This window comes from Ollibium composti, assembly GCF_004801285.1.
GTDB classification, from domain to species: Bacteria; Pseudomonadota; Alphaproteobacteria; order Rhizobiales; family Rhizobiaceae; genus Mesorhizobium; species Mesorhizobium composti.
Genome location: NZ_SSNY01000002.1, coordinates 338,430 through 351,736, shown reverse-complemented (window position 1 = coordinate 351,736; position 13,307 = coordinate 338,430). Strand labels below are relative to the sequence as shown.

At 64.8% G+C, this 13,307-nt stretch carries 12 protein-coding genes; 5 read left to right on the top strand and 7 right to left on the bottom strand.

The genetic code is table 11. The features are described from left to right. The first annotated feature begins 35 nt into the window (after positions 1 to 35). A complete protein-coding gene (locus E6C48_RS04985) occupies positions 36 to 398 on the top strand; it encodes a nuclear transport factor 2 family protein (RefSeq protein ID WP_136354633.1) in 363 nt (120 codons plus the stop codon). Between the two features lie 29 nt (positions 399 to 427). Here E6C48_RS04985 and xylB read toward each other — a convergent pair whose 3' ends face one another. Continuing rightward, positions 428 to 1,879, bottom strand: a complete 1,452-nt coding sequence (gene xylB / locus E6C48_RS04980) for a xylulokinase (protein WP_136354631.1) — start codon at positions 1,877 to 1,879, stop codon at positions 428 to 430. 115 nt (positions 1,880 to 1,994) lie between these two features. Continuing rightward, positions 1,995 to 2,618, bottom strand: coding sequence for a LysE family translocator (locus E6C48_RS04975; protein WP_136354628.1), 624 nt, complete (start codon positions 2,616 to 2,618; stop codon positions 1,995 to 1,997). A 278-nt stretch (positions 2,619 to 2,896) separates the two neighbouring features. Between E6C48_RS04975 and E6C48_RS04970 the strand changes: the two genes are divergently transcribed. The 4 genes from E6C48_RS04970 to E6C48_RS04955 all read left to right on the top strand — a co-directional run bounded on the left by E6C48_RS04970 (position 2,897) and on the right by E6C48_RS04955 (position 6,315). Continuing rightward, complete coding sequence (locus E6C48_RS04970; RefSeq protein ID WP_230978669.1) at positions 2,897 to 3,622, top strand: L,D-transpeptidase; 726 nt, start codon at positions 2,897 to 2,899, stop codon at positions 3,620 to 3,622. Between the two features lie 158 nt (positions 3,623 to 3,780). Next, positions 3,781 to 4,947, top strand: a complete 1,167-nt coding sequence (locus tag E6C48_RS04965) for a diphosphate--fructose-6-phosphate 1-phosphotransferase (protein ID WP_136354624.1) — start codon at positions 3,781 to 3,783, stop codon at positions 4,945 to 4,947. 15 nt (positions 4,948 to 4,962) lie between these two features. Continuing rightward, entirely contained in the window at positions 4,963 to 5,682 is a 720-nt protein-coding gene (locus tag E6C48_RS04960; RefSeq protein WP_136354622.1) for an MBL fold metallo-hydrolase, read from the top strand. Between the two features lie 387 nt (positions 5,683 to 6,069). Beyond that, entirely contained in the window at positions 6,070 to 6,315 is a 246-nt protein-coding gene (locus E6C48_RS04955; RefSeq protein ID WP_136354620.1) for a hypothetical protein, read from the top strand. 115 nt (positions 6,316 to 6,430) lie between these two features. On the opposite strand, the gene E6C48_RS04950 is transcribed toward E6C48_RS04955, so the two are convergent. The 5 genes from E6C48_RS04950 to E6C48_RS04930 all read right to left on the bottom strand — a co-directional run bounded on the left by E6C48_RS04950 (position 6,431) and on the right by E6C48_RS04930 (position 13,045). Beyond that, positions 6,431 to 7,546: an ABC transporter ATP-binding protein gene (locus E6C48_RS04950; RefSeq protein ID WP_136354618.1), complete on the bottom strand. Its 1,116-nt coding sequence runs from the start codon at positions 7,544 to 7,546 to the stop codon at positions 6,431 to 6,433. A 30-nt stretch (positions 7,547 to 7,576) separates the two neighbouring features. Continuing rightward, on the bottom strand, positions 7,577 to 9,244 hold the full coding sequence (bglA, locus tag E6C48_RS04945; RefSeq protein WP_136354616.1) for a beta-galactosidase BglA: 1,668 nt from the start codon (positions 9,242 to 9,244) through the stop codon (positions 7,577 to 7,579). 2 nt (positions 9,245 to 9,246) lie between these two features. Next, positions 9,247 to 10,401, bottom strand: coding sequence for a carbohydrate ABC transporter permease (locus E6C48_RS04940; protein ID WP_136354614.1), 1,155 nt, complete (start codon positions 10,399 to 10,401; stop codon positions 9,247 to 9,249). A gap of 1 nt (position 10,402) precedes the next feature. After that, complete coding sequence (locus E6C48_RS04935; protein WP_136354613.1) at positions 10,403 to 11,416, bottom strand: carbohydrate ABC transporter permease; 1,014 nt, start codon at positions 11,414 to 11,416, stop codon at positions 10,403 to 10,405. A 273-nt stretch (positions 11,417 to 11,689) separates the two neighbouring features. Further along, positions 11,690 to 13,045 (bottom strand): ABC transporter substrate-binding protein, encoded by a 1,356-nt coding sequence (locus E6C48_RS04930; protein ID WP_136354612.1) that lies wholly within the window; start codon positions 13,043 to 13,045, stop codon positions 11,690 to 11,692. Between the last annotated feature and the right edge of the window lie 262 nt (positions 13,046 to 13,307).

Genomic DNA, 13,307 nt, shown 5'->3' with positions numbered 1-13,307 from the left:
AGGGTCACGTCAAAACACGAACACGGAGAAAGACGATGACCGACCTTCAGACGATCGCCGAAAACTACATCGCCGCCTGGAACGAGGCTGATCCGGCCACGCGCGAAGCGCTGCTTGCCGCGGCCTTCACCGCGGACATCAGTTATCGCGACCCGATCATGCAGGGCGACGGCCATGCCGGCATCGCCGCGCTGATCGACGGCGTGAAGACGCAGTTTCCCGGCTTCCGCTTTTCGTTGAAGGGCGAGCCGGACGGTTTCGGCGACGCCATCCGCTTTTCGTGGAACCTCGGACCGGCCGGAAGCGAGTCCATCATCGAAGGCACCGACATCGGCGTCATCGAGGACGGGCGGCTGAAAACCGTCACCGGCTTCCTCGACAAGGTGCCGGCGCAATAAAGGCTGTTCGACAGGCGACAGGGACGTCTTCACATCACGTCCCTGATCGCCGGATAGAGCGCGCGATAGCGCCGGTAGGCGTCCTCATAGGCGCCAACCAGTTCGGCATCCGGCGTGATCGTCTCCTGTGTAAGCGGAGCCGTGCATATGGACAGCGGGTCCGCACCGGTGGCGGCGATGAGGCCGAGCCGGGCGGCCCCGAAGGCGGCGCCGAAATCGCCGTCGGCGGGAATGTCGACCGGAATGCCGAGGGCGGTGGCGATGGCGCCGAGCCAATAGCGCGAGCGCGAGCCGCCGCCGATGGCGGTGACGCGGGTCAGCATGGTGCCGGCCGTCCGCAAGGCTTCGAGACTGTCGCGGAAGGCGAAGGCGACGCCTTCCAGCACCGCCTGCGTCAGCGCGGCGCGGCCGGATTCATGCGCAAGACCGGTGAAGGCGCCGCGAATGGCGGAATCGTTGTGCGGCGTGCGCTCGCCCGAAAGATAAGGCAGGAAGGTGACGCCGCCCGGCGCCTTCAGTTTCCCGCCGAGTTCGTCGGTGAGTGCCGCCGCATCCCTGCCCGTGATCTCGCACAGCCAGTTCAGCGAATCCGTCGCAGAGAGAATCACGCCCATCTGGTGCCAAGTGGCGGGCAGCGCATGGCAGAAGGTGTGCACCGCGCTTGCCGGATTGGGCAGATAGGCGCGGTTGGCGGCGAACAGCACGCCCGACGTGCCGAGCGACACGAAGGCATGCCCCTCGCCCACCGTGCCCATGCCGCAGGCGGATGCCGCGTTGTCGCCAGCGCCGCCGGCCACCGGAACGCCGGCCGCCATGCCCCAGCGCGACGCCAGTTCGGCGCGCAGGGCGCCGGCCTTGTCGGTACCCTCGACCAGCGCCGGCATGTGGTTCTCGTCGAGGTCGGTGGCGGCGAGCAGGTCCGGCGACCAGCGGCGCTTGCCGACATCGAGCCAGGCCGTGCCGGAAGCGTCCGACATTTCGGAGATATGCTCGCCGGTCAGCCAGAGCCTGAGATAGTCCTTCGGCAGAAGCACCTTGGCCACCTTGGCGAAGACGGCCGGCTCGTTGTTCTTCACCCATGCCAGCTTGGGCGCGGTGAAGCCGGGAAAGACGATGTTGCCGGTGATTTTCCGAAACCGCGGATCGGCATCGAGCGAGGCCGCCTCGGCGTGGCTGCGGGTGTCGTTCCACAGGATGCAGGGCCGCAGCACCTTGTCTGCCTTGTCGAGGAGAGTGGCGCCGTGCATCTGGCCGGACAGGCCGATGCCCTTGACCGCCGCCAGTTCCTCGCCGTGCGCCGCCTTGAGTTCGGCAATCGCCTCCTCGCAGGCGGCGATCCAGTTGGCCGGATCCTGCTCGGACCAGCCGGCCTGCGGACGCGACACTTCCAGCGAGGCATGGCCGGAGCCGACGACCTTCTGGTCGCCGTCGATCAGCAGCGCCTTGACGCCGGATGTGCCCAGATCGAGGCCGAGATACATGAGTTCCTCCGTCCGCGCGCCTCGCCGCAGGGCTTTCAGGGTTCGAAATAATCTGGTCGGACCAGATTCTAGGGCAACGAAAGCCGACGGTCAATCGAGCCGCTGGCCATTGTCATCACGAGCCCGAACGCATCGCCACCGTGGCGATGCCGGCGCCGACCAGCAGCGTGCCGCCGGTGCGGTTGAGCACGCGGATCGCCCGTTCGTTGCGCACGACCGCACGGGCGCGGGCCGCCACCAGCGCGTAGCCGAAGGCATTGGCGAAAGCGAGCAGCAGGAACGTCGCCTCGAAGATGAGCATCTGGGTGAAGAAGTCCGCGTGCCGGTCGAGGAACTGCGGCAGGAAGGCGACGAAGAAGGTGATGCTCTTGGGGTTGAGTGCCGTCACCAGCCAGGCATGCGCCGCCATCCTGGAAGCCGAAACGGCATCGGTGCGCGGCTGGGCGCGCAGCGTACCGCCAGCTCGGAACAGCTTTATGCCCAGATAGATCAGGTAGCCGGCACCGACGATCTTGAGGATGGTGAAAACGGTGGCGGAAGCGGCAAGCAGCGCGCCGATGCCCAGCATCGACAGCGTCATGGCGGTGAAGTCGCCAAGAGCGACGCCGAAAGCCATGGGCAGAACGGTGCGCCATCCCTGGCCCAGCGCATAGGAGACGACCAGCAGGATCGTCGGACCCGGAATGATCAACAGGATGGCGGAAGCGGCGACGAAGGCGGCCCAGGTTTCGAGCGGCATGACTTTCTCCTCACGCAAAGAAAAGGATAAATCCCGACGCCCGCCGGGAAGTAAAGGGAAAACGGCAGGCCCGTACGCCAGTCGGGCGGCCTCGCCGCGCTGACGCCGTCACACTCGTTACCCACCAGGCTGTGCGATTCACCCTTTTTCAACCATGACTGGTGAAAATGCGTGTCATTCGGCCGCAGCGTGCTGGCGGCTCAGTTGGGATTTGGGTTTGGGGTAGAGCGTGCATGCGTAGAGACCTGCATGATCCGGCGCCGTCGCGACAAGACGGCATGAACGAAACCGGGACCAACCTTTCCCGGCGCGCCACGCTCGGCGGCCTGGGTGCGGCGGCCCTTCTCGGCATCGCCGGCTGCTCGCGCTCGGTGGACATGCCGGCGCTCGGTCTCGACACCATCACCACCGGCTCGATCAAGCCGAACCGGCCGGTGCCGCGCATCAGCGTCGACAGCCATGTGACCAGCCCCGACGTGATGTACGCCGCGCTGACCGACGGCGGCTTCGCCGTGCCGGCCGTGCCCTACCAGAAGGTCAAGGCCGAATTCCGCCGGCAGATCGTCGTCGACCCGACCGGCGAGGCACCGGGCACCATCGTGGTGCATACGCAGGAACGCCTGCTCTACCTGGTGCAGCAAGGCGGCGACGCCATCCGCTACGGCGTCGGCGTCGGAAAGGACGGCTTCCGCTGGTCCGGCCGCGCCAATATCCAGTACGGCCGCGAATGGCCGACCTGGACGCCGCCGCCCGAGATGATCCAGCGCAAGCCCGAACTGGTGAAATGGCAGAACGGCCAGCCCGGCGGCCTGACGAACCCGCTCGGCGCACGCGCCCTCTACATCTTCCAGGACGGCCGCGACACCGGCTACCGCATCCACGGCTCGCCCGAATGGTGGTCGATCGGCAAGGCGATGTCGTCGGGCTGCGTCAGGCTCATCAACCAGGACATCATCGACCTCTACAGCCGCGTCTCGAAGCGCAATCCTGTGGTAGTTATCTAAGGCAGTAGGGCAGTAAGGCAATAGGAAAAGGGGCACCTACTGCCCTACTGCCCTACTGCCCTACTGCCCTACTGCCCTACTGCCCTACTGCCCTCTTCTCCATTGCGCCGCGCATCAAGACAAGCGAATGTAAGCCGAGCCTAGACTGGAGCGGCGCAATGCCCGAAACCTTCGTCATCGCGCAGGGCGGCGGCCCGACCGCCGTCATCAACCAGACCGTGGCGGGTGCTGCGCTGGAGGTCCGCAAACGGCATCCGGGCGCCCGCGTGCTCGGCGCGCGCCATGGCGTGCGCGGCATCCGCGACGGCGACTACGTCGACCTGTCCGCCGTTCCCGAAGAGCAGTTGCGGCTGATCGGCAATACGCCGGGCGCCGCGCTCGGCTCGACCCGCGACAAGCCGGATGCGGCCTATTGCGACGTCATCCTGAAAGGCCTGCAGAAGGCCGGCGCCGACGCCTTCATCTATATCGGCGGCAACGACACCTCCGGCACGCAGCAGATCCTTACCGACGCCGCCGGCGACAGAATCGCCTTCGTGCATGCGCCGAAGACCATCGACAACGACCTCGAGGAAAACGACCATGTGCCGGGCTTCATGTCGGCGGCCGAGTTCGTCGCCGGCGCCTTCCTGTCGGTCGACCTCGACTTCCGCGCGCTGCCGGGCACCTATGTCGGCATCGTCATGGGCCGGCATGCCGGCTTCCTCACCGCCGCGTCCGCCGCGTGGCGGCTGGACGCGGAGAGCGGCCCGCACCTGATCTATGTGCCGGAGCGCGCCTTTTCGACGGAACGCTTCATCGACGACGTGAAAGCCTCGCTCGCCCGCCACGGCCGGTGCGTCGTCGCCGTCTCCGAAGGTGTGTCGACCGCCGACGGCAAGGCGCTGGTCGAAAGCCTGGTGCCGGCGGACCGGCTGGAGCGCGACCAGCACGGCAACGTCAAGCTCTCCGGCAGCGACCTGACGGCGGCGCTGGAACGGGCGCTGGCAACGGGCCTGCCGGGCAAGCGGGCACGGGTGGATGCGCTGGGCTACATGCCGCGCGGCGCCATCTCGGCCATCAACGCCGTGGATGCGCAGGAAGCCTTCGACGCCGGCGCCTTCGCCGTCCAGGTCGCGGCGGAAGGCGGCGGCTCCGTCGCCCTGCAATACGACGGCACGCGCACGGTGCTGAAGAAAGTGCCGCTGGTGAACGTCGCCGGCAAGACCCGCCACATGCCGGACGATTTCCTGCAGCCGGACGCCAATGCGCTCTCCGAGACGGGCATGGCCTATTTCAAGCGGCTGGTTCCGGAAAAATACAAGATCGGCAAGCCCTTTGTGTAAGGCGGCGGGAATCTGATGGAAGGCTGGTTCTACCGGGCCGTCGTCGACGCGGCGACGACGATGCTGACCGAGCCGTTCGTCAATGACTATATGCGCGCCAACATCTGGCACCTCAGGGGGCGCGACGCCGACCTCCTGGTCGATACCGGCATGGGCATCTGTCCGCTGGCGCCCGAGATCGACACGCCGCCCGGCAAGCCGCTGCTGGTGGTTGCCACCCATATCCATCTCGACCATGTCGGCTCGCTGCACGAATTCGCCGACCGTGCCGGGCCGGCACGGAGCGCCGCCGCCTTCGCAACCATGCCGGACGCGGCGACCTATGCCGACGAGTTCCGCACCATGGACGCGCCGGTTTCGCGACCTCCGCATGCCGGCTGGAGCGCGGCCGGTTACCGCATCGCGCCGGCGCCGCTGACGCGCACGCTCGATGAAGGCGACACGATCGATCTCGGCGACCGGCTGTTCACGGTGCTTTGCCTGCCCGGCCATTCGCCCGACTCCATCGGCCTGATCGACGAGAAGGACGGCCTGTTCTTCAGCGGCGACGCGATCTACGACGACACGCTGCTCGACGACCTGCCGGACTCCGACCGCGAAGCCTACCGGCGCACCATGGCGCGGCTCACCGACCTGCCGATCCGCATCGGCCACGGTGGCCACGGACCGAGCTTCGACCAGGCACGCATGCGCGCCATCGCGCGTGGCTATCTCGATCGCTCCGAAACGCGCTGACGGCACGGCATCCGTCATCTGAAATCGCTTCCGGTTCCGCCGCCATGGTTAACGATTGGTTAGCTGGCTCGCCCGTCTGCCGCCTAACCCTCCCGAACGGTTCCGTTTCGGTTGACGCTGTGTCCAACACAGTATGAACGGCGGGCAAGGTATGCTTTCGCGTATCGGCCAGCGCATTCGTTTTCAATCGATTGATATCACACCGGAAAATTGTGGCACCAGCAGCTACTACCTGGTTTCAAGGCCGGGATTCATGGTCCAGCCGGAACATTTTCGTGATTGGAAACCGCCGTTTCGAGCCCCCAGATCGGGGCTGTCCGAACGACGCAAATTCCTCCCAGGACACGCCGCAGACGGACGGAAAATTCAAATTTGGAGTACCTTAAAATGAAGAAGATCGCTCTTGCTACCGCTGCCGTTTTGACCCTGACCGGTGCGGCTTTCGCCGAAAGCCCGACCGACAGCGGCACGGACATCAACGTCATCGCCCAGCAGCAGAAGCTGGACAACGTCCGTACCTCGTCCATCGGGAATGAGGCGCCGGCCGTCAAGGTGCTGGCCCCCGCCAACACGATCGCCGAGCAGAACATCTATGACGTCAGGACGGGCCATCGGGACTTCGGCAACCGCTAAGGTTCGGCCCTGCATGACACCAAGAGCGGCGGGCATGCCCGCCGCTCTTTATTTTTCAGCTCGTCCCCGTCGGGACACCAGTTTCCAGAACGAAGCACAGGTTCGGAACCACCGCTCAGGCCGCTTCGGCCGCCGGCTCCTTGTGCAGGAACGAGCGGCCGTCCTGATCGAAGATGTGCAGGTCGGCGGGATGAGCCGCCAACCGGATCGTTTCACCGCGCCTGACCTCGGCACTACCGGGCAGCTTGGCTGTCAGCGGCTGGCCGCCGTGGCCGATGTCGATATAGACAAGCTGCACCTCGCCAAGCTGCTCGATGTAGTCCACCTGCCCACGAAACAATGTGTTGTCGGGGTCCTCGGTCACGAACAGGTCCTCCGGCCGCACGCCGAAGCTCACCGTCTCGCCCTTGGCCGAAGCCGGCGTGGCGATCGGCACATGAGCCACCGTCTCGGCCGCCAGCCGCGCCGCCGTCGGCGAGCCCGGCCGCTCGATGGTGGCCGGCAGCACGTTCATGGCGGGCGAGCCGATGAACTGCGCCACGAACAGGTTGCCGGGCTTCTTGTAGAGATCCATCGGCGTGCCGACCTGCTCGACATGCCCGTCTTTCAATACGACGATGCGGTCCGCCAGCGTCATCGCCTCGACCTGATCGTGGGTGACGTAGATCATCGTCGTCTCGGGCATGGATTCCTTCAGCTTGGCGATCTCGATGCGTGTCGCCACGCGCAGTGCGGCATCGAGATTCGACAGCGGCTCGTCGAACAGGAAGACCTTTGGATTGCGCACGATGGCGCGGCCGATGGCGACGCGCTGGCGCTGGCCGCCGGACATGGCGCGCGGCAGACGGTCGAGATATTTGGTCAGTTGCAGGATCTCGGCCGCCTGCTTCACGCGGCGGTCGATCTCGGCCTTGTCCTCGCGGGCGATCTTCATGCCGAAGGCCATGTTGTCGTAGACGGTCATGTGCGGATAGAGCGCGTAGGACTGGAACACCATGGCGATGCCGCGCTTCGACGGCGGCACGTCGTTGACCACCTGGCCGTCGATCTTCAACTCGCCCGACGTGATTTCCTCCAGCCCGGCGATGGTGCGCAGCAAGGTCGACTTGCCGCAGCCGGACGGGCCGACGAAGACGATGAACTCGCCCGACCTGATGTCGAGGTCGATGCCGTGAAGGACATGCACGTTGCCGTAGGATTTCTTCACCTGCCTGAGCGTCAGATCGGCCATGATTTCCCTCCCTCTTGATCTCTTGTCCGGTCAGGCGAGACGCCCGAACCACGCGCCGTAGCCGCCGAGCTTCACGCGCCCCGAGGCGGCCTCGCCGGCAAAGCCATGGCCCGAGACCGGCTGCGCCGTCAGGCTGGCGCCGAGATCGACCTCGGCCGCCTTGCCGCCGAGGTTGAAGACGCAGACCAGCCGTTCGTTGCCCTCGCCGCGCGTAAAGGCGACGGTATCGCCGTCGCTCGGCAGGAAATCGATGTCGCCCTTCACCAGCGCCGGATGGAAACGGCGGAAAGCGAGGAAGCGACGATAATGCTCCAGTAGCGAGTTCTCGTCGCCCTGTTGCGCATCGACCGCCTTGGCCAGATGTTCGGCCGGCACCGGCAGCCACGGTTTCGCACTCGAAAAACCGCCGTTCTTCGCTCGGCTTTGCCACACCATCGGGGTGCGGCAACCGTCGCGGCCCTTGAATTCCGGCCAGAAGCGGATGCCGTAGGGGTCCTGCAGGTCCTCGAAGGCGAGGTCGGCTTCGGTCAGCCCCAGTTCGTCGCCCTGGTAGAGGCAGACGGACCCGCGCAACGACATCAGCAGCGCCGAGACAACCTTGAGATAGGCGGTGGGATCGGGTTCGTTGGCGGCCCAGCGCGAGGCATGGCGCTTGACGTCGTGGTTGGAAAAGGCCCAGCACGACCAACCGTCGCTCGCGACGCGGCCGAACTCCTGCAAGACCTGACGCACCTTCGGCGCGCTGATCTTTTCCGGCGCGAGGAAATCGAAGGCATAGCACATCTGCACGCGCCTGCCGCCTTCGGTGTAGGCGGCGACCACTTCAAGTCCGCGCTGCGAATCGCCGACCTCGCCGACCGCGGCGGCAGCCGGGTATTCATCCAGCAAAGCGCGAAAACGCTCGAGGAAGCCGAGGTTCTCCGGCCGGCTCTTGTCGTAGAGATGGTCCTGATAGTTGTAGGGATTCACGGCCGGCGCCGTCTGGTCGTTGCGCTCTTCCGGCGGCAGCGCCGGATTGTCTTCCAGCCCCTCGGAGTGGAAATAGAAGTTAATGGTGTCGAGGCGGAAGCCGTCCACCCCGCGCTCCAGCCAGAAACGGGTTATATCGAGCAGCGCGTCCTGCACTTCGCCGTTGTGGAAATTCAGGTCCGGCTGCTCGGACAGGAAATTGTGCAGGTAATATTGCTGGCGGCGCGTGTCCCACTGCCAGGCCGAGCCGCCGAAGATCGACAGCCAGTTGTTGGGCGGCGTACCATCCGGCTTCGCGTCGGCCCAGACGTACCAGTCCGATTTGGGGTTATCGCGGCTTGTCCGGCTTTCAACGAACCAGGGATGGTTGTCGGCGGTGTGCGACAGCACCTCGTCGATCATCACCTTGAGGCCCAGCCTGTGCGCCTCGGCCACCAGCGCATCGAAATCGGCGAGCGTCCCGAACATCGGGTCGACGTCGCAATAATCGCTGACATCGTAGCCGAAGTCCTTCATCGGCGACTTGAAGAAGGGCGATATCCAGATGGCGTCGGCGCCGAGCGAGGCGATGTAGCCGAGCCTTTGCGTGATGCCTTTCAGGTCGCCGATGCCGTCGCCGTCGGTGTCCTGGAAGCTGCGCGGATAGATCTGGTAGATGACGCAACCGCGCCACCAGTCGCGGTCGACGGCGGGCATCGGGTTCTCGGCCTTGCGCAGGGCGGTTTGCATGATCAGCCTCCTTTCACCGAGCCGGCCAGCAGGCCGCGCACGAAGTAGCGTTGCAGCGAGAAGAAGACGATCAACGGCACGATGATGGTGACGAAGGCCGAGGTCGTCAGGATCTCCCAGTCGCCGCCGCGCGAGCCCAGCAACGCGTTGAGCTTGGCGGTGAGCACGATCTGGTCCGCTTCGGTTCCGAGGAAAACCATCGCCACCAGCAGATCGTTCCATACCCACAGGAACTGGAAGATGGCGAAGGAGGCGAGCACCGGGAAGGACAGCGGCAGCACGATCTTGACGAAGATCTCGAAGTCGCTGGCGCCGTCGATGCGCGCCGATTCCATGATCTCGCGCGGCAGGCCGGCGATGTAGGAGCGCAGCAGGTAGATGGCGAAGGGCAGGCCGAAGCCGGTATGCGCCAGCCAGATGCCGAGATAGGTCTTCGACGGCACGCCGAAGAAGGTGCCGACGCCGTTGTAGAGCTTCAACAGCGGGATCAGCGACATCTGCAAGGGCACGACGAGCAGGCCGATGATGACGGCGATCAGCAGCGCCCTGCCCGGAAACCGCATCCAGGCCAGCGCGTAGGCGGCGAAAGCGGCGATCAGGATGGGGATGACGGTCGCCGGGATCGTTACCGTCAGCGAATTCAGGAAGGAGCGGCCGATGCCTTCGGAAAACAGCACCGTGCGGTAGTTCTGCGTGGTGAATTTCGGCGGCGAGGAGGCGGAATAATAGACGCGGCGGCCGCGCTCGCCCTCGAACGCCTTGGGTGAGGCATAGACGTATGAGCCGTCCTCGTTGACCTGCAAGGTCTCGCCGTCGCCGAGGTCGGCGACCTCGCCGGCCTTGTACCTGGTCGGCTCCTGCGAGCGCGTGCCAAAGGCGGTGATCTTGCGGGATTCACCCTCCTCGAACAGGTTGCCGGCGATCTGGAACCTGCCGTCCTTCTCGACCTGATCGGCGGCGGTGCCGAGGCGTCCGGCCTCGGTGCGCGTGGAGGAGGTGAGCGCCGTCCACCAGCCGGAGGCGATGATCTGGTCCTTGTCGCGCAGCGAGGAGACGAGGATACCGAGCGTCGGCACCGTCCACAGGGCGACGAAGAACAGCACGGCGAGGTGGACGCCGAAGCGGCCGACCACGGACTTCCCGCTTGAACCCGCCATCTCAGTGCCCTCCCGTTTCCTTGTTGGCCTGGCGGATGTTCCAGACCATGATGGGAATGACGGCGATCATGATGATGATGGCGATGGTGGCGCCGCGGCCGAAGTCGCCGCCGCCGCGGAACATCCAGTCGAACATCAGGTTGGCGAGAACCTGGCTGTTCCACTGGCCGTTGGTCATGGTGAGCACGATGTCGAAGACCTTCAGCACCAGGATGGTGATGGTGGTCCACACCACGGCGATGGTGCCCCATATCTGCGGCACCATGATCTTCCAGAAGATCTGGAAAGGATTGGCGCCGTCGATCACCGCCGCCTCTATCGTCTCCTCGGGAATGCCGCGCAGCGCCGAGGACAGGATCACCATGGCGAAGCCCGTCTGAATCCAGATCAGGATGACCATCAGGAAGAAGTTGTTCCAGAAGGGGATCGATATCCACACATGCGGGTCGCCGCCGAGGCCGGTGACGATGGCGTTGAGGATGCCGATCTGCGTCTGGCCCTCGCCCTTGTACTCGTAGATGAACTTCCAGATCACCGAGGCGCCGACGAAGGAGATGGCGAGCGGCAGGAAGATCAGGCTCTTGGCGATGGTGCCCCACCAGATGCGGTCGGTGAGCACGGCGATGATCAGGCCGAGGAAGGTACAGGCGGCCGGCACGACGGCGAGCCACAGCACGTTGTTGAGGATGGAGTTGCGGAACTCGCGGTCGCCGAATGCCCATTCGTAATTGGCGAGGCCGATGAAGTTCTGGCCGCCGCGGTCATGGAAGGACAGCCACAGCGTGTCGATCACCGGATAGATCAGGTAGACGATGAGGATCAGCATGGCCGGGCCGATGAACAGCCACGGCCGGATCAGCCCCTGCCGGCGCAGATTGTCGACGGCCGCGCCGCCGCTGACGCCGTGCGCCGGAAAGACCAGGTCGAGCAGCTTGTTGGCACCCCAGAAATAGGCGACGCAACCGCCCACCCCGATGACGATGACGAGAACGGCAGAGAAAATCTGCGATGCCATAATTCCCTCCCCTCATGCGGACCAATCTATACGGAGGCTGCAGTCTGCTTCTGTTTGCCTGCAAATGCCGGCGCCGCCCCTCACCTGCCTGCCGGCATCCTCTCCCCGTGAACGGGGAGAGGAAGGATTGCCGCAACCTTGCCGCCCAAATTCCGCCGTTGAGGCTTGGCGAAAGCTGCGATGACAGCGCCCCCTCTCCCCGTTCACGGGGAGAGGATGCCGGCAGGCAGGTGAGGGGCAGCGCCGGCTTGGGAGGATGCGCCTTTGCGCCGCCTACTTGATGGCGTCCCAGCTCTTCTGGATATCGGTGGCGACATCCTTGGCCGGCTTGCCGCCGACGAGATCGACCATGCCGGTCCAGAAGGCGCCGGCCCCGATCTTGCCGGGCATCAGGTCCGAGCCGTCGAAGCGGAAGGTGGTGGCGCTGGTGAGGATTTCGCCCTGCTTCTTCAGTTGCTCGTTGGCGTAGGCGTCCTGATTGACCGTCTTGAGCGGGGTCAAAAGGCCCGACTGCGCCATCCAGATCTCATGCGCGAGCGGCATTTCGAGGAACTTGATAAACTCGCGTGCAGCCTTGGAGTCCTTGGTGATCATGGCGAAGGTGCCGGCACCCAGAACCGGCTTGCCGAGATCGGGCTTGGAAGCCATCGGCGGCAGGTAGAAGAAGTCGGCATCGGTGCCGAGCTTGGTGCCCTCCGGGAAGAAGGAAGAGATGAAGGACGCCTGGCGGTGCATGTAGCACTTCGGCGGCACCGTGAAGAGGCCCTTGGGGCTGTCGCGGAAGTCGGTCGCGGCGACCGCCGCATGGCCGCCGTCGACATATTTGTCGTTGGTGGCGATGTCGGCGAAGATCTGCAACGCATTGACGACTGCCGGGTCGTTGAACGGAATCTCGTTCTTCGTCCACTTGTCGTAGACGTCCGGCGCCTGGGTGCGCAGCATGATGTCCTCGACCCAGTCGGTACCCGGCCAGCCGGTGGCGCCGCCGGACCCCAGCCCGATGCACCAGGGCGTGCCGCCGTCGGCGACGATCTTGTCCGACAGCTTCATCATGTCTTCCCAGGTGGTCGGCACTTCGTAGCCGGCCTCGTCGAAATTGTCGGGCGAGTACCAGACAAGCGATTTCAGGTCCGCCTTGTAGGGGAAGGCATAGAAAGCCTTGGCGCCATCCTTGCCGGCATAGGTGCCGAGATCGACCCAGGACTGGCCGGCGCCGTAATTGTCCTTGACGAAGGCAGCGACGTCGTCGCCGAGCGGGGTGAGCAGGCCCTTGGAGGCGAGGTCCTGGATCAGGCCGGGCTGCGGCAAGATGGCGACATTGGGCGGGCTGCCGGCCTGCGTGTCGATGACGATCTGCTGCTCGTAATTCTCGGAGGACGAGTATTTGAGCGTCACGCCGGTGGCTTCGGTGAAATAATCCAGAACGGAGCGCACCAGCGCCTCGTCCTCGCCGCGCCACGGCCCGAAGATGGTCAGCGTCTCGCCCTTGAGATCGACCTTCTTGAGCGCTTCGTAATTGTCCCAATGGAAGCGGGCATCCTCGCCCGGCTTGAATTTCAAGTCTGCCTGCGCGGGTGCGCTGAGAGCGAGGGCGGCCAAGGCCACGCCTGCCAAAAGCATCTTTCTCATTCGCAGTCCTCCCTTGAAAAGAATTGCCGACGGAACCTCCATTCCGCCGCCGACAGCGCTTCGACTGCGCGCCCGACGTCAAGGAACCGCAACCTTTCGATCGGTCATTCAAAGCGCTTTGGCTTATCCACATCTCGCCACCGAAAGTCCGGCGAGTCAAGAGGTCGCAATATAAATCGATTTAATTTGATCCTGAAATTTCAAATGTGCGATGCAACACCGATTTTTGGCAATGCAGCAGGCATTACGGCTTCAAACAATC

What these genes read in the sequence shown, in the direction of transcription:
- E6C48_RS04985 (WP_136354633.1), top strand. Translation starts at nt 36, where the DNA reads ATGACCGACCTTCAGACGATCGCCGAAAACTACATCGCCGCCTGGAAC.
- xylB (WP_136354631.1), bottom strand. Translation starts at nt 1,879, where the DNA reads ATGTATCTCGGCCTCGATCTGGGCACATCCGGCGTCAAGGCGCTGCTG.
- E6C48_RS04975 (WP_136354628.1), bottom strand. Translation starts at nt 2,618, where the DNA reads ATGCCGCTCGAAACCTGGGCCGCCTTCGTCGCCGCTTCCGCCATCCTG.
- E6C48_RS04970 (WP_230978669.1), top strand. Translation starts at nt 2,897, where the DNA reads ATGAACGAAACCGGGACCAACCTTTCCCGGCGCGCCACGCTCGGCGGC.
- E6C48_RS04965 (WP_136354624.1), top strand. Translation starts at nt 3,781, where the DNA reads ATGCCCGAAACCTTCGTCATCGCGCAGGGCGGCGGCCCGACCGCCGTC.
- E6C48_RS04960 (WP_136354622.1), top strand. Translation starts at nt 4,963, where the DNA reads ATGGAAGGCTGGTTCTACCGGGCCGTCGTCGACGCGGCGACGACGATG.
- E6C48_RS04955 (WP_136354620.1), top strand. Translation starts at nt 6,070, where the DNA reads ATGAAGAAGATCGCTCTTGCTACCGCTGCCGTTTTGACCCTGACCGGT.
- E6C48_RS04950 (WP_136354618.1), bottom strand. Translation starts at nt 7,546, where the DNA reads ATGGCCGATCTGACGCTCAGGCAGGTGAAGAAATCCTACGGCAACGTG.
- bglA (WP_136354616.1), bottom strand. Translation starts at nt 9,244, where the DNA reads ATGCAAACCGCCCTGCGCAAGGCCGAGAACCCGATGCCCGCCGTCGAC.
- E6C48_RS04940 (WP_136354614.1), bottom strand. Translation starts at nt 10,401, where the DNA reads ATGGCGGGTTCAAGCGGGAAGTCCGTGGTCGGCCGCTTCGGCGTCCAC.
- E6C48_RS04935 (WP_136354613.1), bottom strand. Translation starts at nt 11,416, where the DNA reads ATGGCATCGCAGATTTTCTCTGCCGTTCTCGTCATCGTCATCGGGGTG.
- E6C48_RS04930 (WP_136354612.1), bottom strand. Translation starts at nt 13,045, where the DNA reads ATGAGAAAGATGCTTTTGGCAGGCGTGGCCTTGGCCGCCCTCGCTCTC.